This window comes from Caulobacter sp. NIBR1757 (assembly GCF_027912495.1).
Taxonomy (GTDB): Bacteria; Pseudomonadota; Alphaproteobacteria; order Caulobacterales; family Caulobacteraceae; genus Caulobacter.
Window position 1 is genome coordinate 2,528,213 of sequence record NZ_CP115463.1, and the last position, 16,975, is coordinate 2,545,187.

The window sequence follows — 16,975 nt, forward strand, 5'->3', positions numbered from 1 at the left end:
GGCCATGCGACGTTCTGACGCCCCGAAACGGGTAGGGAAATGACCCCCAAGTAACTGTGGCGAATTCGTCGCGGGCGTTAACCAATACAGGCAGGAACTCGCTGAAAAGGCCCAAGATACTGGCGCACCCTCGTTACCTTGGTTAACGCTTGGGCGAGAATGGCTTTCCACGCGCCGGCATCACCCGCGAGACGCGAAGGCCCTTGCGTCATTTCCTGACATAACGGCATATCGCGCTCGGACGTAAATCCGGGTGTCGGGGGCTATGGCGTCAACACGGTTGCGGCGAGTTCGTAGGGCTCTGGAAGAGCTTTTTCCGGAACGGCATCTCTATGTCCGCTCCGGCGGCGAGATGCGCGGCTATGTCCTGTCCACCGCAAAACAGATGGCCGCCGCCGGCGTCGTCGCCCTGGTTTCGCTGTGGCTGGGCATCTCGACCGCGGCCATGATGGTCAACGCCATGTCGGCCGGCGCCTCGGACCAGGAACTGGTCCGCCAGAAGGCCTATTACGAGCGCGTCAACGCCGACCGCCAGGCCCGCCTCAACAGCGCCATGGCCCAGCTCAACGCCAACAACGGCAGCTTCGCCGAGATGGCCGTGTCGGTCGAAAAGCGCCACGCCGCGCTGGCCCAGCTGTTCCAGGAATTCAAGGGCGTGCCCGGCGCCGCCCAGGCCCTGGCCCCGGCCAAGCCCCGCCTGATGTCCACCAATCCGGTCGAGCGGGTGACCTACACCCGCATGGACCAGGAGCGGCTGATCGACGCTGCCGACAATTTCGCCAAGACCCGGGCCGAGCGCCTGCGCGCCGCCTTCCGTCTCGCCGGCCTGACCCCCGAGGGGTATTCGGGCCGAGGCGCCTCGCTGGGCGGCCCGCTGATCGACTCCAAGGACCCGCGCGCACTGGCCGCCGTTCTCGACGTCGATGAGGACTTCGCCCGCCGCATCCAGCGGGTCAGCACCAACATGAGCGACATGCGCGGCCTGACCGAGGCTGCTCGCAACCTGCCGTTCTACCGCCCGACGGGCGCCGCGGCCGTCTCGTCCAGCTATGGCGTGCGCCTCGACCCCTTCACCCGGCGGCCGGCCTTCCACTCGGGCCTCGACTTCCCGGGCGGCTTCTTCACGCCGATCTACGCCACGGCGCCGGGCGTCATCTCGTTTACCGGTGTTCGTTCAGGCTATGGCAACACCATCGAGGTAGACCACGGTGGTGGCTTCAAGACGCGCTACGCCCACCTGCAAGGCATCTCGGTGTCGGTGGGCCAGCGGGTCGGCGTCGGGCAACGGATCGGCGCCATGGGCTCCACCGGTCGCTCGACGGGGCCGCACCTGCACTATGAAATCTGGGTCGCGGGTCGGCCTCAGAATCCCAACCGTTATCTGAAAGCCGGTGAATATGTTCAGCAAGCCCGCTAACAAGCCCGCCCCGACGCCGACCAAGTCGGCGACGCCCGAACCCGTCGCCGCCCCAACGGCCGCCTCGGCCCTGGACGCGCCCAAGCCCAAGCCGAAGGTGGCCTCGCTGATCTCCAGCGGCATCACTATCGAGGGCGGCGTCACCGGCGACGGCGAACTGCAGATCGACGGCGTCGTTCGCGGCGATGTCCGCGTCGGCCGCCTGACCGTCGGCGAGACCGGCCACATCGAGGGCAGCGTCTATGCCGAGGCCACAGAGGTCCGCGGCCGCATCGTCGGCTCGGTGACCGCCAAGCAGGTCCGCCTCTACGGCACCAGCTACATCGACGGCGACATCACCCATGAGCAGCTGGCCATGGAAACCGGCGCCTTCTTCCAGGGCCGCAGCCTGAAGTTCCAGCGCCCGGCCGCCCCGCCCCCCCCGCCCGCCCCGCAGCCGGTGTCGAACCCGGCCCCGTCGGGCCTGGACATGCCCAAGCCGACCGTCTGATCGGACGGACAGCCTGATCTGAAGAAGCCCGACGGTTCGCCGCCGGGCTTTTTCTATGTCTGGCCTTCAGCCACCCCCGCCACGGCCCAGACCGCCAGCCAGGTGCGTTCCACGCCGTCATAGCCACCGCCGCTCCCGGTCTCGAGGGTCAGCTCAGACCAAGGCGCCGAGTTGCGGAAAATCGCCTCCAGACCCTCGTGGCTGGGGAAATTGTAGTAGCGGCCCAACCCATCACGCCCGGGCCCGTCGCCGGCCTTGAAGCTGGCGAAGAAGACCCCGCCGGGCTTCAGCGCCCGCCACACCCGGCTTATGATGTCGGGCAAGGCGTCGGCCGGGGCGTGCAGCAGGCAGGCGTTGGCCCAGACGCCGTCGTAGCGCTTCTCCTCCCTCAGCTGGACGAAGGACATCACCTTCACCGGCCGGCCCAGAAGGGCGGCGGCCTGCGCCGCGAGTTCAGGCGAGCCATCGGTCGGGGTGACCCGAAGCCCGGCCTCCAGCATGACCTGGGCGTGATGCCCCCCGCCGCAGCCGAGCTCCAGCACCGCGGCGCCAGGCCCCAGGCGCGCGATGAAACGGTCCAGATGGGGATGGCCGCCCGTCTCGCGCCGGGCCGCGTAGGCGACCGCCTCCCTCGCATAGAAGGCCAGGGTGGCCGCGTCCTCCGTGTCATGCTCGTCTGGCAGGTCGGTCATCGGGAATCTGGTTAAGGTGAGCGGGCAGAAGCAGGGTGACGCCCATGTACGACCTCGACAAGCTCGCCGTGGCGGAAGTCGTGCAGACCGAGCGGGCGGCGCGGGACCAGGGCCAGTGGGCGCGGATGGCGGCCTGCTTTCATCCGGACAGCGTCGTCAGTATCAGCTGGATCGAGACCAGCGGGGCGGGGTTCGTCGCCGCCTCCGAGAAGGCCTTCGCGTCGGGCATGCGCCACCTGCACCAGATGGCGCCGACCCTGGTCACCCTGAACGGCGACCGGGCCCTGGCCGAGAGCGGCGCGGCCATCCTGCTGGGCGGCAGGATCGGCGGGGTCGAGGTGATGGTCACCAGCCACGCGCGAATGCATGCCCGGGTCGAGCGGCGGGACGGGGCGTGGAAGATCGTCCGGCTGGGGGCGGTGTATTTCGAGGACGCCCTGGCGGCGCGGATTCCGGGCGAGACGCCGGTCCTGGATGCCGCGCGACTGGCGGGGTATCGGCCGAGCTTGCGGTTCCTGTCCTATCTGCTGGAGGAAGGCGGCAAGACGCCGAGGGCCGATCTGGCGGGGATCGACCGGCCGGACCTGGTCGAGGCGATGCTGTCGGCGGAGCAGGGCTGGCTGACCGAACGCTAGCGCCATCCCTCCCCGAATTGGGGAGGGCAGACGCGCGGTACGCGCGTCGGGTGGGGAAGTCGGTCCGAGCAGATTGAGGCAGGGCTGGACCAGCGCCTGTTACGGTTCATTGACGATGGCGCTGGCCACTTCCCCACCCGGCGGGCTTCGCCCGCCTGCCCTCCCCAATTCGGGGAGGGACGGTGCGCCCGTCAGCGGGGGCGCCACTCGTATCTCACGTCCGGCGTCTTCTCCTCATTGCCCTCGCCATCCGTGAACTCGACGGCGACGAAGCCCTTGCGCTCGTAGAAGGCCCGTGCCCGGAGGTTCTGCTGGAAGGTCCACAGGTCCAGCACCGCCACGTCCGCCCGGAACCGCTCCAGCAGCCGCGAGCCGTGTCCCCGCCCCTGGGCGTCCGGATGGACGAACAGGTGGTTCAGGCGGCCCTCGACGCCGGCGGCATAGGCGGCAAGACCGCCCTGCCCGTCCTCGATCACCCAGACGGTCTGGTTCGGCAGCATCTGACCGCCGAAGAAGGCCAGGTCCTCTTCGCGGGTGTGAATGTCCGGCAGGGTCGGCAGGTTCGCCCACTGGCTGGCGCGGTAGAGGGCCGCGATGGCCGGGACGTCGGCGGGGACGGCCCGGCGCAGAATCACAGGCCGGCGCCTTCCGGCAAGCCGAGCATCAGGTTCATATTCTGCACCGCAGCCCCCGACGCCCCCTTGCCGAGGTTGTCGAGGCGGGCGACCAGGCGAGCCTGGCCGCTGCCGCCGAAGACGAACAGCTGCATGCGGTTGGTGTTGTTGAGGGCTTCCGGCTCAAGGCCGGTGACGCCCGCCGTGTCCTCGACGCTGACGAAGGTCTCGCCGGCATAGGCGGCCTTCAGGCAGGCCTCGAGGTCGGCCAAGGTCGGATTGCCGTTGAGCCGGTCGAGGAACAGGGGAACCTCGACGATCATGCCCTGGGCATAGCGACCGACGCTCGGCGCGAAGAAGGGGCGGACGGCGAGGCCGGTGTTCTTCTGCAGCTCGGGCACATGCTTGTGGCCCTGGGTCAGGCCGTAGATGCGGAAGGCCTCGGCGCCCTCGGCCTCGAACTCGGCGATCATCGCCTTGCCGCCGCCGGTGTAGCCGCTGACGGCGTTGACGGTGATCGGGTAGTCGGCGGGCAGGAGGCCGGCATCGACCAGCGGCCGGATCAGGGCGATGGCTCCGGTCGGATAGCAGCCGGGATTGCTGACCCGGGTGGAGGCGGCGATGGCGGCCCGCTGGCCCGGCAGCTCAGCGAAGCCATAGGTCCAACCGTCGGCCACCCTGTGGGCGGTCGAGGCGTCGATGACTTTCACCGCCGGGTTGGTGATCAGCGAGACGGCCTCGCGCGCCGCATCGTCCGGCAGGCAGAGGATGACCAGATCCGCGCCATTGAGCAGTTCGGCGCGGGCCTCGGCGTCCTTGCGGCGCTCCGGATCGATCGAGACGAGCTGGATGTCGCGGCGGCCTTCCAGCCTTTCGCGGATCTGCAGGCCGGTGGTGCCGGCTTCGCCATCGATGAAGATCTTCGGGGCAGTCATGCTCGCCTCCACAAAAGACAAAAGAAAAAGGGCGCCTCGGTTGCCCGAAGCGCCCTTTCGCAAACGCGTATCTGCGTCCGCGCCTTAGCGCTTCGAGAACTGGAAGCTACGGCGGGCCTTGGCCTTGCCGTACTTCTTGCGCTCGACGACGCGGCTGTCGCGGGTCAGGAAGCCGTGCGGCTTCAGGAGGGTGCGCAGGCCCGGCTCGTAGTAGGTCAGGGCCTTGGAGACGCCGTGACGCACCGCGCCGGCCTGGCCGGACAGGCCGGAGCCTTCAACGGTGACGACGACGTCGAATTGACCAACGCGGTCGCAGACTTCGAACGGCTGGGCCAGCATCATGCGCAGCACCGGGCGAGCGAAGTAAACTTCCTGGTCGCGACCGTTGATGGTGATCGAACCCTTGCCGGGCTTGATCCACACGCGGGCGATGGCGTTCTTGCGCTTGCCGGTCGCATAGGCGCGGCCGAACTTGTCGATCTTGGGCTCAGCCGGGGCCGCTTCAGGCGACGACGACAGGGCTTGCAGGGCTTCGAGACCTTCGGCCATCAGGCGCTCCGCACGTTCTTGGCGTTCATCTCTTTGAACGCGATGGTTTCGGGGTTCTGCGCTTCGTGCGGGTGTTCGCCGCCGTTGTAGATGCGCAGGTGGGTCATCTGGGCGCGGGCCAGGGGGCTTTCCTTGGGCAGCATGCGCTCGACGGCCTTTTCCAGGACGCGCTCGGGGAAGCGGCCGTTCAGCTGCTTGCCGGCGGTGATCTGCTTGATGCCGCCCGGGTGACCGGTGTGGCGGTAGTAGATCTTCTGGTCCAGCTTGCGGCCGGTGAACTTCACCTTGTCGGCGTTGAGGACGACGACGTAGTCGCCGCAATCGACGTGCGGGGTGTAGTCAGGACGATGCTTGCCGCGAAGACGCATGGCGATGAACGAGGCGAGACGGCCAACGACGGCGTTCTCGGCATCGATCACGATCCACTTCTTCTCGACCTCGGCGGGCTTCAGCGAAGCCGTGGTCTTCATCATGGGTTCGTATTCCGTTGCAGGCGGGAGCAAGCGGCCCCCGACGTGAGGGCGGGTCAGTACGGGGCGAACGGCGCGATGTCAACCGCCGTGATGACGTCGAAACGGGGTGAAGATACTGAAAAAACTCACTTTTCACGATACGGTATTATAATACCGCGACATTTCCACCTCCCCTGCCCGCCGTTTGCCGCCTAATCTCCTCCCATGACCCCCAATCGATGCGCCTTCGTCGCCGGATCGGTCAGCGCCGCGGCGCTGGGCGGCGGCGCCGCGGCCGAGGAGACCCGCATGTACGGCCTGATCGGCAAGATGACCGCCCACCCGGGACAACGCGACCTGCTTGTCGCCATTCTCACCGAGAGCACGGGCGAGATGCCGGGGTGCCTCAGCTATGTGGTCGCCCGTGACGCCAAGGAAGCGGACGCCCTGTGGGTGACTGAAGTCTGGAAAAGTCAGGCGGATCATCAAGGGTCGCTGAAACTTCCGGCGGTGCAGGCGGCGATCGCCAGGGGGCGGCCGCTGATCAAGGACATGGGACCCTACTTCGAGACCGAGCCCGTGGGCGGCGTCGGGCTTTAGGCCTTATCGAAGCGGCCTACGATTATAACGGGCGCGAGGGCGGGAAGCGGAAAAGCGCCGTCAGGTCGTTGAAAAGGCGTGCCTTTCGGGTGGGCAGGAGTCGCCGAATGTAGGGTCGCGCGTAGGCTTGCCGTAGTCCGGGGCGCAGCGAATGTAGGTCGGTATGTGACCGCGGCGGCCTACTTTCGGCCGATCTTGTATGGCCTCGGACGAACCGGCCGTTTTGGGCGATTTTGAATATGTCTAGACATATTCATCAAAGCCGCCGTACCCGCCAGGCGAACAGGGTGGCGGCGGCCAACAGCACAACCGCACCGGCCTGGTGCAGGATGCCGAGCCACAGCGGCACGACCATCATCAGGGCGCTGATCCCCAGCAGCACCTGAAGGGCGACGGCCCCGCCGAGGATCCAGGCGGCCTGCTTCGACTCCGGGCCGAGGGTACGGCTGCGGCCGGCCATCGCGACGATGAAGACCGTGGCCAGGGCGACGGCGTAGGCGCCGAGGCGATGGTGCAACTGCACCGAGGCCTGGTTGTGGGCCAAGGTCTGCCAGACGCCGGCGCCGGCGTAGTCCTGGGGCCAGACGTGGCCGTTCATCAGCGGCCAGTCGTTGTAGACGAAGCCGGCGTCGGTGCCGGCCACCAGGGCGCCCAGCAGGCACTGCAGGAAGACGGCGCCGAGGAAGATCAGGGCGCCGATGCGCCAGCGGGTGACGCTGGCCTGGCGCGGCTTGCCGGCGAAGGCGTCGAGCGCCGTCCAGACGACCGCGACGAACAGGATGAGGGCCAGGCCCAGGTGCAGGGTCAGGCGCTCCGGCGCCACGGAGACCCGCTCCGACAGGCCGCTGGCCACCATCCACCAGCCGGCCAGGCCCTGCAGGCCGCCGAGCAGCAGCAGGCCAACGCAGCGCCAGATCAGGCGGCGGGGAATCTGGCGGCGGATCAGGAAGACGACCAGCGGAACGGCGAAGATCAGGCCGATCAGCCGGCCGAGCAGCCGGTGGCCCCACTCCCACCAGAAGATGCCCTTGAACTCGTCCAGGGTCATGCCGGCGTTGACCAGCTTGTACTGCGGGATCTGCTGGTACTTGTGGAAGGCTTCGGCCCAGGCGGCGTCGCCCATCGGCGGCAGGGCGCCCATGATCGGCTTCCACTCGGTGATCGACAGGCCCGACCCGGTCAGCCGAGTGGCCCCGCCGACCACCACCATGGCCAGGATGAACAGCGCCACGATCCCGAGCCAGACGGCCACGGCGGTCGAGCGATCGGAACGCAGGAACGACGTCATGGGCGGGGATGTAGGCCTGACAGGGGTTGGGGTCCAGCGCGCGTCGCACACCCGTGTTCGCCCTCCCCATGGTGAGGTGGTGAGAGCGGTGGGATGACGCGGCGGCTTGCTTGCGCCATGATCCACCCATGCCCCTGCCCGGCCTCTTCGGCCTCGTGCTGATCAGCTTTGTTCTCGGCGCGCTCGCCGCCCTGGCGACGGGGCGTCGGCGGTCGGCGTTTACGGGGACGGCGGCGGCGCTGGCCGGGGGATTGGCGGCGCCCTGGCTGTGGGCGCAGGCCGGATGGCCGGTGACGACCGTCTGGATGGTGCTGGGCGCCGCGGCGGCGTCGGCTGTGGTCCTGACGGGACTTGCGGCGCTACTGCCACGGCGTTGACGCGCGTCTCATGGCGGAGGAACCTCCTCCCCAACATGGAGTTAAAGCCAGGAATTCATCTGGAGGGAGCTACTGCAATGGTCGGTGTTAACTGGTTTGTCGCCATTCTGATCGGGATATTCGCCGGCTGGGTGGCCGAGAAGGTCCTGCGGCGGGACGACGGACTTCTGATGAATCTGCTGGCCGGTCTGGTCGGCGGCCTGGTCGGCAAGTGGCTGATCGTCGACCTGCTCGGCTTTCACTACATGGGCTGGGTGTCCAGCGCCATCGCCGCCATCATCGGCGCCGTCGTCTTCCTGTTCCTCTGGGGCCTGATTTTCCGCAAGCGCTAGAGCGGGCGGTCCCAAACGTCTAAAGCTCCCGTCGCTGGCCACAGCGGCGGGAGTTTTTCGTTGGATCCGAAACTGAAGAAGATGATCGGGACCGTCCTGATCCTGGTCTTCCTGGCGCTCTACGCCATGGGCGCGGTCAGCCTGCACGGCGTGCTGCCCAAAAACTTCCTGCTGGAGCTGCTGTTCTTCGCCGTGGCCGGCGTCGCCTGGGGCCTGCCGCTGTTTCCGCTGCTGGCCTGGATGAACAAGGAACCGGGCGGGCCCAAGGCCTGATCCGAACGGGGGGACCATGTTGAAGACCGAATTCGAATTTCGCCTGCCCAAGGGTTACGTCGACGAGGACGGCAACCTGCACACGGACGGCGTCATGCGGCTGGCGACGGCGGCGGACGAGCTGCTGCCGATGAAGGACCCCCGGGTCCGACAGAACGAGGCCTATCTGTCGGTCATCCTGCTGTCGCGGGTGGTCACCCGCCTCGGATCGCTGGCGATGGTCACGACGATGGTCATCGAAGGCCTGTTCGCGGCGGACTTCGCCTATCTGCAGGACCTCTATCAGCGCATCAATAGCCAAGGCTCGGACGCGTTCAAGGTCGCCTGCCCCAAGTGCGATCACGCATTTGAAGTCGGGGGAAAGCCGCCGATCGGCGAATCCTAAGAGCCTCCCTGGTCGGAGCGACAGGATTTGAACCTGCGACCCCTTGACCCCCAGTCAAGTGCGCTACCAAGCTGCGCCACGCTCCGAAACAGGGAGGAGCGCCCTTATAGGGATGAGGTCCCGGTGGGGCAACGGGTTTTCACAACCCTTCTCCCGCTTGCCGGGAGAAGGTGGCAGCCGAAGGCTGACGGATGAGGGCAGCACCGGCGGCAGCCCGCTGAAGCGCGTTCTGGCGCGGTTGTTTCTACAGCGATTTCGGTAAACTTACAGGGGCCGGTGCTGCCCTCATCCGACCCGCTTCGCGGTCCTTCTCCCGCTTGCCGGGAGAAGGGACGCTACTTGCGCAGCAACCCGTCCAGCCGGGCCTTGATGGCTTCCAACTCGCCGAGGGTGTCGGTCAGGCGCAGGCGGGCTTCGTCGCTCAGCTCGCCGGTGGGCGGGTCGAGGTCGCCCGAGTCGGTCTGCGAGGGGCCCTCCTCGCCGCGGGCGACGGCGAGGACGCGTTTGACGCCGCCGTCCTTGTGCAGCTTCTGCACGCCCTTGATGGTGTAGCCCTCGCTGTGCAGCAGGGTCTGGACGGCGCGCAGCACCTCGATGTCCTGCGGGCGGTAGAATCGCCGGCCGCCGGCCCGCTTCATCGGGCTGATGAAGGTGAACTTGGTTTCCCAGAAACGCAGGACGTGCTGGGGCGCGCCGAGCTCGTCGGCCGCTTCCGAGATGGTGCGGAAGGCGTTGGGGCCCTTCGCCAAACGGGGCCTAGCCTTCCAGGGCGCGGTCGATTCGCGCCTTCATCACCTGGCTGGCGCGGAAACCGATGACCCGGCGGGGCTCGATCTCGGCCGGCTCGCCGGTCTTGGGATTGCGGCCCATGCGGGCCCGCTTGGCGCGGACCTGGAAGACGCCGAAACCGGACAGTTTGACCTGTTCGTCGCGCTCCAGCGCCTCGGCCATCAGGTCGAGCGTGCGTTCAACCAGTTCGGAGCAGTCCTGCCGAGTCAGGCCCACTTCTTCGTGGACCGCTTCACACAGTTCCGCGCGCGTAAGCGTCGCGCCCTTCATGGGGACCCCTCCCAGACAAACGTTAATGCCGTTCATGACGCGAAAACGTCGTGGCGTCAAAGGGTTCCGCGCGTGAACGGAAGGTGGGGGTGAGTTCCTTCTCCCGGCAAGCGGGAGAAGGGTTCGTCTAAAGACGAACCAGGCACGCGCCCCAGGTCAGGCCGCCGCCCATGGCTTCCATGAGCAGCAGGTCGCCCTTCTTGATGCGGCCGTCGTCGATGGCCGTGGAGAGGGCCAGCGGGATGGAAGCCGCCGAGGTATTGGCGTGTTCGCCGACGGTCTGAATGACCTTGTGTTCGTCCAGGCCCAGGCGCTTGGCCACCCCGTGCAGGATGCGCTCGTTGGCCTGGTGGGGGATGAACCAGTCGACGTCGGCGATGGTCAGGTCGACCTTTTCCAGCGCCGCCTCGATCGATTCGGAAATGTTGATGACGGCGTGCTTGAAGACCTGGTTGCCGGCCATGCGCAGCTTGCCGACCGTGCCGGTCGTCGAGGGGCCGCCATCGACGTAGAGCAGGTCCTGCTTGGTGCCGTCGCAGCGCAGGGACCAGCTGATCAGGCCGCGATCGGTGTTGGCCCCCTGCTCTTCCACCGGCTCCAGCACCACGGCGCCGGCCCCGTCGCCGAACAGCACGCAGGTGCCGCGGTCGGTCCAGTCCATCAGCCGGGTCATGGTTTCGGCCCCGATAACCAGGGCGCACTTGGCATTGCCCCGGCCCACGAAGCCATCGGCGACGGTCAGGGCGTAGACGAAGCCCGAGCAGACGGCCTGGACGTCGAAGGCGATGCCGACCGGGCAGCCCAGCTTGCGCTGGACGATGGCGGCGGTGGCCGGGAAGGTCAGGTCGCCGGTGGTTGTGGCGACGACGATCAGGTCGATGTCGGCGGGGGTCTTGCCGGCCGCCTCCAGGGCCTTCTTTGCCGACTCGACGGCGAGGTCGGAGACGGCCTGGTCGTCGGCGGCGCGGTGGCGCTGGCGGATGCCGGTGCGCTCGCGGATCCAGTCGTCGCTGGTGTCGACGATCTTCGACAGAGCCTCGTTGGTGACGATGTCGGGCGGCAGATAGGCGCCAACGCCGGTGATCGCGCTACGCAGCACTTGGGTCACTGTACTTCAGGCTCCGTAAGCGGTTTGGCCAGCAACGCGGCCGACAGCTGTTTGACGCTGCGGTCGATCTCGGCGGCGAAGTCGCTGCGGGCCAGATCGGCGGCGACGACGACGGCGGCGGCATAGGACCTGGCGTCGGCCGAGCCGTGGCTCTTGATGACGATGCCATTGAGCCCCAGCAGCGGCGCGCCGTTGACGGCGCCGGGGTCGAGCTTGAACTTCAGGCTGTTGAGGCCGCTGGTCGCCAGCAGGGCGCCCATCATGTTGATGAAGGATGACTTCAGGGCGTTGCGCAGTTCGCTGGCGATGAAACGGACGACACCCTCGGCGGTCTTCAGCAGGATGTTGCCGGTGAAGCCGTCGGTGACGACGACGTTGACCGTGCCCTTGGCGATGTCATCGCCCTCGACGAAGCCGTGGTAGTCGAACTCGAAGGCCGTGGCCTTCAGCAGGGCGTGGGCCTCGCGGACCTCCTCGTGGCCCTTCTGGTCTTCGGAGCCGACGTTGAGCAGGCCGACGGTCGGACGGCCGCCGCCCTGGATGGCGTGGTGGAAGGCCGCGCCCATGATGGCGAACTCGACCAGTTGCTCGGCGTCGGCGCTGACGTTGGCGCCGACGTCCAGCACGGTGGTGATGCCGCCGGCGGTCGGCCAGCTGGCGGTCAGGGCCGGGCGGTTGATTTCCGGTCCCAGCCGCAGAATCAGCATGGAGACGGCCATCAGGGCGCCGGTGTTGCCGGCCGAGACGGCGGCGACGGCTTCACCGTCCTTCACCGCCTGGACGGCGTTCCACAGGCTGGAGCCCTTGCCGCGGCGCATGGCCTGGGCCGGCTTGGCGTCCATGGCGATGAACTTGTCGGTGTGACGGACCTCGCACAGGGGCGCGAGGGCCGGGAGCTTGGCCAGTTCGGGGCCGATCTTCGTCTCGTCGCCATGGATCAGGAAGCGAACGCCCGGGCCCATCTGGCGCGAGGCGATGCCGATGGCGGGGATGACCACGGTCGGACCGTGATCGCCGCCCATGGCGTCGACGGAAAGGATCAGCGGTTCGGACAAGACGGGCCTATGGCTCCCGGAGACGCCTTGGTGGGACCGGCCGGACAGGCTCGGCGGGCGAAGCGGCCGGACGATAACGCCCGGCGGGCGGGATGCAAGTGCGGGCTCATTCCGCGCGAGGCTTCAGCTTACTCAGGGCCGCGAAGGGCGAGAGGACGTTGTCTTCCACGGGCGGTTCATAGACCGCGCCGGGCTTGCGGGGAAAGGGATCGACCTCGAGGGCCAGGTGTTCGACCACATAGGCGGCCAGATCGACCTTGTCGGCGCTGAGGACGTCTGGCGGGTCGTCGCCCTCCGGGTCGATATCGACCTCCATCGATTCGGACTTCGGGGCGGCGTCGCTGCCGGCCGGCACGGCGCGGACCATGAAGTCGCTGGTCAGGGTCTGTTCGAAGGGCTCGCCCGACAGGCTGCAAATCTGGGTCACATCAGCGCTGAGCGAGCCGCGGATCTCGGCGCCGTCGAGCCAGGGCCTGGCGCGCACGCGGGCGGTCAGGGAGTCGAGGCGTTCGAGGCCCAATTCGCGGGCAATGGCCACGCGGGTGGCGGCGTCGGCGGTCAGTTCGACCGGCGTCAGGCCCCGGCCGATGTCGGCCAGGGTGACGCTGTGGGACCAGAGCGGCGTATCCATCAGACCTCCAGCCATCGGACCTGGCCCGCCAGCAGAGCCTCTGTCGGCTGGGCGGCAAGGTCATCGCGCACGCAGACGACATAATCGGCCATCGCCGCCGCCTTGCCGTCGTCGCCCTCATAGAGGGTGCGGGCCAGCAGGGCCTGCAGCGGCCGCACGTCCGGCAGGGTGGCGAAGGCCTGGTCGGCCGAGCGGGCGCGACCGTAGAAGGCCTCGCCCAGCTTCTTGATCCGCTTGGGCACGGCGGTGTCGCCGACGCCCAGTTCGCGGAAGGCGTCGTCGAGGCCCTTGGTGAAGCGATCGACCAGGGCCTGTTTGGTTTCAGCGCTGAAATCGTCGCCGCCCTTGAGCCGGTGGAGCAGCAGGATGACGTGCAGGCTGTAGAGTTCGAACCGGCCTTCCCGCGTGTCCGGGACGCCGAGCGTCGTATAGAGGCCCGGCCGGCGGGCCTGGGCGACGGCGGACGCATAGAGGGCTTCGCCGACGCTCACCGCCGGTCTGACCTTCCTGAACCGCTTGAAGAACATATCCGCCTCGATTTCGCCCCGCCTTCTGGCTAAAGCGGGGCATTGAACTAAGCCCCCGCGGGCGATAGGTCAAAGGTAACACTCCGGAGTTTGATCCTTGATCCGCAAGTCCGCTATCGCGCTGTTCGTCGGCGCCGCCGTTCTCGCCACCGGCGCCTGCACGCCGATTACCAGCTACAACGGTTTCCAGGTCGTCGAATCGAACCCGGCCGACGTCAAGGTCGGCGAGGACACCAAGTCGACGGTGATGACCAAGCTGGGCTCGCCCTCGGCCACTTCGCTGACCGAAAGCAACGGCGCGACGCCGGGGCAGGAAATCAAGACCGTCTCGGCCCGCGACTCCAACCTGTGGTTCTACATGACCCAGGTCAGCGACCGGGTGGCCTTCTACAAGCCGCGCGTCGCCAAGCGTGACGTGGTGGCCGTGTCGTTCGATTCCGGCAGCGAGCAGGTGCTGGCGGTCAACACCTACAAGCTGGAAGACGGCAAGGTGGTGTCGTTCAACGGCCGCAAGACCCCGACCCGCGGCCGCGAGATCACCATCCTCGAACAGCTGCTGGGCAACGTCGGCAATGGCGGCATGCTGCCCCGCGACGACAGCGAAGGCCTGCCGGGCAGCCGGCCGGGCGACCGGCAGTAGGGAAGCCTCCCAAATCCTCCTTCGGGCGCGCAGCGCACGGGGGAGGGGGACCGCGACCGTAGGTCGTGGTGGAGGGGGCAGCGCTGGCCTGTCCAATCAAGAGAGCGTTCTGGCGCGGCTTTGACAGCTGCGTTTGTGGGTGTGCATGCGCCGCCGGCGCTGCCCCCTCCACCACCGCCTTCGGCGGCGGTCCCCCTCCCCCGTCGCTACGCGCCGGAGGAGGATTTGCTCAACGCCGCCGCCCGGTCTTCGAAACACTTCATCAGCTTGGCCACGGCGGAGTCGAAATTCGCCGCCAGGATGCGGTCGAGCATCGGGACCTTGAACTCGAACTCGATCTCGAAGCTAACCTCGCAGCCGTCCGGGTGCGGGGCGAATCGCCAGCGGTTCCACAGGCGGCGAAACGGGCCGTAGAGAAGGTTCACCTCGATCACCCGGGCGCCCGCATCCTGGCGGACGCGGGTGGCGAACTTTTCGCGCAGGAAGGTGAAGGCGACGGCGGCCTCGGCGTCGAGCATCGTCAGGCCAGGCTCCGGCTCGCGCCGGTTCCAGACCCGCATGCCGGTCACCCAGGGAACGAACTTCGGATACTGCTCGACGTCGCCGACCAGCTGGAACAGCAGGTCGGGGCTATAGGGCAGGATGCGCGTCAGCGCGTGGCGCACTAGGCCGCCGCTTCCTTGGCCAGCCGCGCGGCCTTCAGGCGCTCAAAGTCCTCACCCGCATGGTGCGACGAGCGGGTCAGGGGGCTGGCCGAGACCATCAGGAAGCCCTTGGCGCGGGCGATCTGTTCGTAGGCGGCGAACTCGTCGGGGGTGACGAAGCGATCGACGGGGGCATGCTTGCGGGTCGGCTGCAGGTATTGGCCGATGGTCAGGAAATCGATGCCGGCCGAGCGCATGTCGTCCATCACCTGCATGACCTCTTCCTTCGTCTCGCCGAGGCCGACCATCAGGCCGGACTTGGTGAAGCGGGTCGGGTCGCGCTCCTTGACCCGCTCGAGCAGGCGCAGAGAGTTGTAGTAGCGGGCGCCTGGCCGGATCGACAGGTAGAGGCGCGGCACGGTCTCGAGGTTGTGGTTGAAGACGTCGGGGGCCGCGTCGATGACCACCCGCTCGGCCCCGTCCTTGCGCAGGAAGTCGGGGGTGAGGATTTCGATCGTGGTGTTCGGCGCGGCGGCGCGGATGGCCAGGACGACGTCGGCGAAATGCTGGGCGCCACCATCGGCAAGGTCGTCACGGTCGACGGAGGTGATGACGACGTGGTTGAGGCCCATCTTCGCCACCGCCTCGGCGACCCGAGCTGGTTCGGTCGGGTCGAGCGGGTTCGGCTTGCCGGTGGCGACGTTGCAGAAGGCGCAGGCGCGGGTGCAGACCTCGCCCATGATCATCATGGTGGCGTGCTTCTGGGTCCAGCACTCGCCGATGTTCGGACAGGCGGCCTCTTCGCAGACGGTGGTCAGGCCGTGCTGGCGGACGATGTCGCGGGTCTCGTTGTAGCCGGCGCTGCCGGGGGCGCGGACGCGGAGCCATTCGGGCTTGCGCAGCACGGGCGAGTCCGGACGGGCCTGCTTCTCCGGGTGGCGAGGGCGGGCCTTGAGGGTGTCGATCACGGTGACCATGGGGCTTAAATCGGCTTTCCCACGCGAAGGATCAAGCCTTGGCGCGCCCTTCTCCCGCTTGTCGGGAGAAGGTGGACGCGAAGCGGCCGGATGAGGGCAGCGCCGGCTTGTCAGGATGCAGGCTCCGCAGCGCCAGAACGGGGTTGGTTTTGAGCCGTCGGCGCCGCCCTCATCCGACCCCCTTCGGGGGCCACCTTCTCCCGACAAGCGGGAGAAGGAACGGTGTTGCGAGAGGCCCCTTGCGGGCGCCTCCATTCCACCGCCACAGTCACGGTGATGTATCGCGCCCTCCTTCTCTGTCTGGCGTTGCTGCTGTCGGCCTGCGGGCAGGACGGCGGGCGGGAGCCGTTCACCGAGAGCCGCGCTCCGCCGGTGATCTCGCCGCGCTTCCTGCCGCCGGAGGGCTGGGCCTGGGGGCTGGTGAAGGCGGGGGACTATCCGGCCCAGCGCTATGGGGTGTCGTCGCCCTCGACGGGACCGCTGGCCCATATCGTCATCCTGCCGGGATACGGCGAGAGCGCCGAGGCCTGGTTCGAGACGGCGGCCGATTTTAACGCCAGGAGCTACACCGTCTGGGTGCTGGAGGGCGCCGGCCAGGGCGGTTCGGGGCGGTTCACGGGCGGGCGCGACGTCGGCCACATCCCGGACATGCAGCCGGACATGCTGGGGGTGAAGGCGCTGGTTCGGGCGGTCATTCCCGAGGACGGCAAGCCGGTGATCGTCATCGGCGAGCGGTCCGGGGCCGTGGTCGCCGTGCTGGCGGCGCGCGAGGGATTTGGCGGCGACGCCCAGGTGCTGCTGGCCCCGTGGAAGCCGGCCGCGCCCGGACCGCACGACGGACCGTTCAGCAAGCTCGGCTTGGGCGGGATTCGCGAACCCTGGGCGGCCGGATGGGTTCAGGGGACGCCAATTCCCAGCAGCGACCGCAACCGCGCCGGGATTGAACAGCTGTGGCAGAAGGTGAACCCGGACCTGCGTATGGGCGGGCCCAGCCTTGGCGGGCGACTGGCGCTGGCCGAGGGCTGGGACGAGGCGAAGGCCGCCCTGCCCGCCCTGAAGACCCCGGTGCTGATGATCGGCGCGCCCGCGACGCTGGCGGCGGCCTGTGCGCGGACCTGTCGAGCCGAACTGTCGCCGGCCGGCGCCAAGGGGCCCTATCTCCACCTCGAAAGCGATTCCGTGCGGGCCGCCTGGATGGCGTCCGTGGACGGAATTGTCTCCCGTGAGCGGGCCCGGCGGCTGGCGGCGCAAGGGCTTGCCCCGGATCACGGGCTGTAACGGACCTTTTCAAGGCG

Annotated in this window: 24 protein-coding genes and 1 tRNA gene; 10 read left to right on the plus strand and 15 right to left on the minus strand. The window is 68.0% G+C overall.

What is annotated here, in order from left to right:
* Positions 1-265: 265 nt before the first annotated feature.
* Together O5I81_RS12475 and O5I81_RS12480 are read left to right on the plus strand one after the other, a co-directional pair.
* Complete coding sequence (locus tag O5I81_RS12475; RefSeq protein WP_271065209.1) at positions 266-1,417, plus strand: peptidoglycan DD-metalloendopeptidase family protein; 1,152 nt, start codon at positions 266-268, stop codon at positions 1,415-1,417.
* The gene (locus O5I81_RS12480; protein WP_271065210.1) at positions 1,398-1,907 is read left to right on the plus strand and encodes a polymer-forming cytoskeletal protein; all 510 of its coding nucleotides are present in this window, start codon (positions 1,398-1,400) and stop codon (positions 1,905-1,907) included. The genes O5I81_RS12475 and O5I81_RS12480 overlap by 20 nt, the downstream gene beginning before the upstream one ends.
* A gap of 53 nt (positions 1,908-1,960) precedes the next feature.
* Here O5I81_RS12480 and O5I81_RS12485 read toward each other — a convergent pair whose 3' ends face one another.
* Entirely contained in the window at positions 1,961-2,599 is a 639-nt protein-coding gene (locus O5I81_RS12485) for a class I SAM-dependent methyltransferase (protein ID WP_271065211.1), read from the minus strand.
* 44 nt (positions 2,600-2,643) lie between these two features.
* Between O5I81_RS12485 and O5I81_RS12490 the strand changes: the two genes are divergently transcribed.
* Positions 2,644-3,234 carry a nuclear transport factor 2 family protein gene (locus tag O5I81_RS12490; RefSeq protein ID WP_271065212.1) on the plus strand — a complete coding sequence of 197 codons (591 nt, stop codon included), beginning with the start codon at positions 2,644-2,646 and terminating at the stop codon, positions 3,232-3,234.
* Between the two features lie 191 nt (positions 3,235-3,425).
* Here O5I81_RS12490 and O5I81_RS12495 read toward each other — a convergent pair whose 3' ends face one another.
* From O5I81_RS12495 to rplM, 4 genes are read right to left on the minus strand one after another with little or no spacing between them, the layout of a single operon-like run.
* Positions 3,426-3,869 carry a GNAT family N-acetyltransferase gene (locus tag O5I81_RS12495; protein ID WP_271065213.1) on the minus strand — a complete coding sequence of 148 codons (444 nt, stop codon included), beginning with the start codon at positions 3,867-3,869 and terminating at the stop codon, positions 3,426-3,428.
* On the minus strand, positions 3,866-4,846 hold the full coding sequence (argC, locus tag O5I81_RS12500) for an N-acetyl-gamma-glutamyl-phosphate reductase (protein ID WP_271065214.1): 981 nt from the start codon (positions 4,844-4,846) through the stop codon (positions 3,866-3,868). Before argC ends, O5I81_RS12495 begins: the two co-directional genes overlap by 4 nt.
* A 21-nt stretch (positions 4,847-4,867) precedes the next feature.
* Positions 4,868-5,332 (minus strand): 30S ribosomal protein S9, encoded by a 465-nt coding sequence (rpsI, locus tag O5I81_RS12505; RefSeq protein ID WP_271065215.1) that lies wholly within the window; start codon positions 5,330-5,332, stop codon positions 4,868-4,870.
* Positions 5,332-5,805 (minus strand): 50S ribosomal protein L13, encoded by a 474-nt coding sequence (gene rplM / locus O5I81_RS12510; protein WP_271065216.1) that lies wholly within the window; start codon positions 5,803-5,805, stop codon positions 5,332-5,334. Before rplM ends, rpsI begins: the two co-directional genes overlap by 1 nt.
* Positions 5,806-6,009: 204 nt before the next feature.
* Here rplM and O5I81_RS12515 point away from each other — a divergent pair, with 204 nt between their 5' ends.
* Positions 6,010-6,384, plus strand: a complete 375-nt coding sequence (locus O5I81_RS12515; protein ID WP_271065217.1) for a putative quinol monooxygenase — start codon at positions 6,010-6,012, stop codon at positions 6,382-6,384.
* A gap of 256 nt (positions 6,385-6,640) precedes the next feature.
* Here O5I81_RS12515 and O5I81_RS12520 read toward each other — a convergent pair whose 3' ends face one another.
* Positions 6,641-7,672 carry a COX15/CtaA family protein gene (locus O5I81_RS12520; RefSeq protein WP_271065218.1) on the minus strand — a complete coding sequence of 344 codons (1,032 nt, stop codon included), beginning with the start codon at positions 7,670-7,672 and terminating at the stop codon, positions 6,641-6,643.
* 110 nt (positions 7,673-7,782) lie between these two features.
* Between O5I81_RS12520 and O5I81_RS12525 the strand changes: the two genes are divergently transcribed.
* From O5I81_RS12525 to O5I81_RS12540, 4 genes are all read left to right on the plus strand, one after another.
* Positions 7,783-8,049 (plus strand): hypothetical protein, encoded by a 267-nt coding sequence (locus O5I81_RS12525; RefSeq protein WP_271065219.1) that lies wholly within the window; start codon positions 7,783-7,785, stop codon positions 8,047-8,049.
* A gap of 77 nt (positions 8,050-8,126) precedes the next feature.
* Entirely contained in the window at positions 8,127-8,381 is a 255-nt protein-coding gene (locus tag O5I81_RS12530) for a GlsB/YeaQ/YmgE family stress response membrane protein (protein WP_271065220.1), read from the plus strand.
* A 60-nt stretch (positions 8,382-8,441) separates the two neighbouring features.
* Complete coding sequence (locus O5I81_RS12535) at positions 8,442-8,654, plus strand: DUF2842 domain-containing protein (protein WP_271065221.1); 213 nt, start codon at positions 8,442-8,444, stop codon at positions 8,652-8,654.
* A gap of 16 nt (positions 8,655-8,670) precedes the next feature.
* Positions 8,671-9,039, plus strand: coding sequence for a hypothetical protein (locus O5I81_RS12540; protein ID WP_271065222.1), 369 nt, complete (start codon positions 8,671-8,673; stop codon positions 9,037-9,039).
* A gap of 9 nt (positions 9,040-9,048) precedes the next feature.
* Here O5I81_RS12540 and O5I81_RS12545 read toward each other — a convergent pair.
* The 7 genes from O5I81_RS12545 to O5I81_RS12575 form a co-directional block, all read right to left on the minus strand.
* Positions 9,049-9,125 (minus strand) — tRNA-Pro (locus tag O5I81_RS12545).
* A 249-nt stretch (positions 9,126-9,374) separates the two neighbouring features.
* On the minus strand, positions 9,375-9,788 hold the full coding sequence (locus O5I81_RS12550) for a MerR family transcriptional regulator (RefSeq protein WP_271065223.1): 414 nt from the start codon (positions 9,786-9,788) through the stop codon (positions 9,375-9,377).
* Between the two features lie 7 nt (positions 9,789-9,795).
* On the minus strand, positions 9,796-10,098 hold the full coding sequence (locus O5I81_RS12555) for an integration host factor subunit alpha (protein ID WP_166574719.1): 303 nt from the start codon (positions 10,096-10,098) through the stop codon (positions 9,796-9,798).
* 127 nt (positions 10,099-10,225) lie between these two features.
* A complete protein-coding gene (locus O5I81_RS12560) occupies positions 10,226-11,197 on the minus strand; it encodes a beta-ketoacyl-ACP synthase III (RefSeq protein WP_271069023.1) in 972 nt (323 codons plus the stop codon).
* A 5-nt stretch (positions 11,198-11,202) separates the two neighbouring features.
* The gene (plsX, locus tag O5I81_RS12565) at positions 11,203-12,261 is read right to left on the minus strand and encodes a phosphate acyltransferase PlsX (RefSeq protein WP_271065224.1); all 1,059 of its coding nucleotides are present in this window, start codon (positions 12,259-12,261) and stop codon (positions 11,203-11,205) included.
* Positions 12,262-12,367: 106 nt separating this feature from the next.
* The gene (locus O5I81_RS12570; RefSeq protein ID WP_271065225.1) at positions 12,368-12,892 is read right to left on the minus strand and encodes a DUF177 domain-containing protein; all 525 of its coding nucleotides are present in this window, start codon (positions 12,890-12,892) and stop codon (positions 12,368-12,370) included.
* Entirely contained in the window at positions 12,892-13,419 is a 528-nt protein-coding gene (locus O5I81_RS12575) for a ubiquinol-cytochrome C chaperone family protein (RefSeq protein ID WP_271065226.1), read from the minus strand. The genes O5I81_RS12570 and O5I81_RS12575 overlap by 1 nt, the downstream gene beginning before the upstream one ends.
* A 97-nt stretch (positions 13,420-13,516) precedes the next feature.
* On the opposite strand from O5I81_RS12575, the gene O5I81_RS12580 reads away from it, so the two are divergent.
* Positions 13,517-14,059, plus strand: coding sequence for an outer membrane protein assembly factor BamE (locus O5I81_RS12580; RefSeq protein ID WP_271065227.1), 543 nt, complete (start codon positions 13,517-13,519; stop codon positions 14,057-14,059).
* Between the two features lie 206 nt (positions 14,060-14,265).
* Here O5I81_RS12580 and O5I81_RS12585 read toward each other — a convergent pair whose 3' ends face one another.
* Both O5I81_RS12585 and lipA read right to left on the minus strand, forming a co-directional pair.
* Positions 14,266-14,724: an SRPBCC family protein gene (locus O5I81_RS12585; RefSeq protein ID WP_271065228.1), complete on the minus strand. Its 459-nt coding sequence runs from the start codon at positions 14,722-14,724 to the stop codon at positions 14,266-14,268.
* The gene (gene lipA, locus O5I81_RS12590) at positions 14,724-15,680 is read right to left on the minus strand and encodes a lipoyl synthase (protein ID WP_271065229.1); all 957 of its coding nucleotides are present in this window, start codon (positions 15,678-15,680) and stop codon (positions 14,724-14,726) included. Before lipA ends, O5I81_RS12585 begins: the two co-directional genes overlap by 1 nt.
* 276 nt (positions 15,681-15,956) lie before the next feature.
* Here lipA and O5I81_RS12595 point away from each other — a divergent pair, with 276 nt between their 5' ends.
* Positions 15,957-16,958 carry an alpha/beta hydrolase gene (locus O5I81_RS12595; protein WP_271065230.1) on the plus strand — a complete coding sequence of 334 codons (1,002 nt, stop codon included), beginning with the start codon at positions 15,957-15,959 and terminating at the stop codon, positions 16,956-16,958.
* Positions 16,959-16,975: the final 17 nt, after the last annotated feature.

Bases quoted from the DNA above. Each gene is read 5' to 3' on its own strand.
- O5I81_RS12475 (WP_271065209.1), top strand. From the start codon at position 266: ATGGCGTCAACACGGTTGCGGCGAGTTCGTAGGGCTCTGGAAGAGCTT.
- O5I81_RS12480 (WP_271065210.1), top strand. From the start codon at position 1,398: ATGTTCAGCAAGCCCGCTAACAAGCCCGCCCCGACGCCGACCAAGTCG.
- O5I81_RS12485 (WP_271065211.1), bottom strand. From the start codon at position 2,599: ATGACCGACCTGCCAGACGAGCATGACACGGAGGACGCGGCCACCCTG.
- O5I81_RS12490 (WP_271065212.1), top strand. From the start codon at position 2,644: ATGTACGACCTCGACAAGCTCGCCGTGGCGGAAGTCGTGCAGACCGAG.
- rpsI (WP_271065215.1), bottom strand. From the start codon at position 5,332: ATGGCCGAAGGTCTCGAAGCCCTGCAAGCCCTGTCGTCGTCGCCTGAA.
- rplM (WP_271065216.1), bottom strand. From the start codon at position 5,805: ATGATGAAGACCACGGCTTCGCTGAAGCCCGCCGAGGTCGAGAAGAAG.
- O5I81_RS12515 (WP_271065217.1), top strand. From the start codon at position 6,010: ATGACCCCCAATCGATGCGCCTTCGTCGCCGGATCGGTCAGCGCCGCG.
- O5I81_RS12520 (WP_271065218.1), bottom strand. From the start codon at position 7,672: ATGACGTCGTTCCTGCGTTCCGATCGCTCGACCGCCGTGGCCGTCTGG.
- O5I81_RS12530 (WP_271065220.1), top strand. From the start codon at position 8,127: ATGGTCGGTGTTAACTGGTTTGTCGCCATTCTGATCGGGATATTCGCC.
- O5I81_RS12540 (WP_271065222.1), top strand. From the start codon at position 8,671: ATGTTGAAGACCGAATTCGAATTTCGCCTGCCCAAGGGTTACGTCGAC.
- O5I81_RS12555 (WP_166574719.1), bottom strand. From the start codon at position 10,098: ATGAAGGGCGCGACGCTTACGCGCGCGGAACTGTGTGAAGCGGTCCAC.
- O5I81_RS12570 (WP_271065225.1), bottom strand. From the start codon at position 12,892: ATGGATACGCCGCTCTGGTCCCACAGCGTCACCCTGGCCGACATCGGC.
- O5I81_RS12575 (WP_271065226.1), bottom strand. From the start codon at position 13,419: ATGTTCTTCAAGCGGTTCAGGAAGGTCAGACCGGCGGTGAGCGTCGGC.
- lipA (WP_271065229.1), bottom strand. From the start codon at position 15,680: ATGGTCACCGTGATCGACACCCTCAAGGCCCGCCCTCGCCACCCGGAG.
- O5I81_RS12595 (WP_271065230.1), top strand. From the start codon at position 15,957: ATGTATCGCGCCCTCCTTCTCTGTCTGGCGTTGCTGCTGTCGGCCTGC.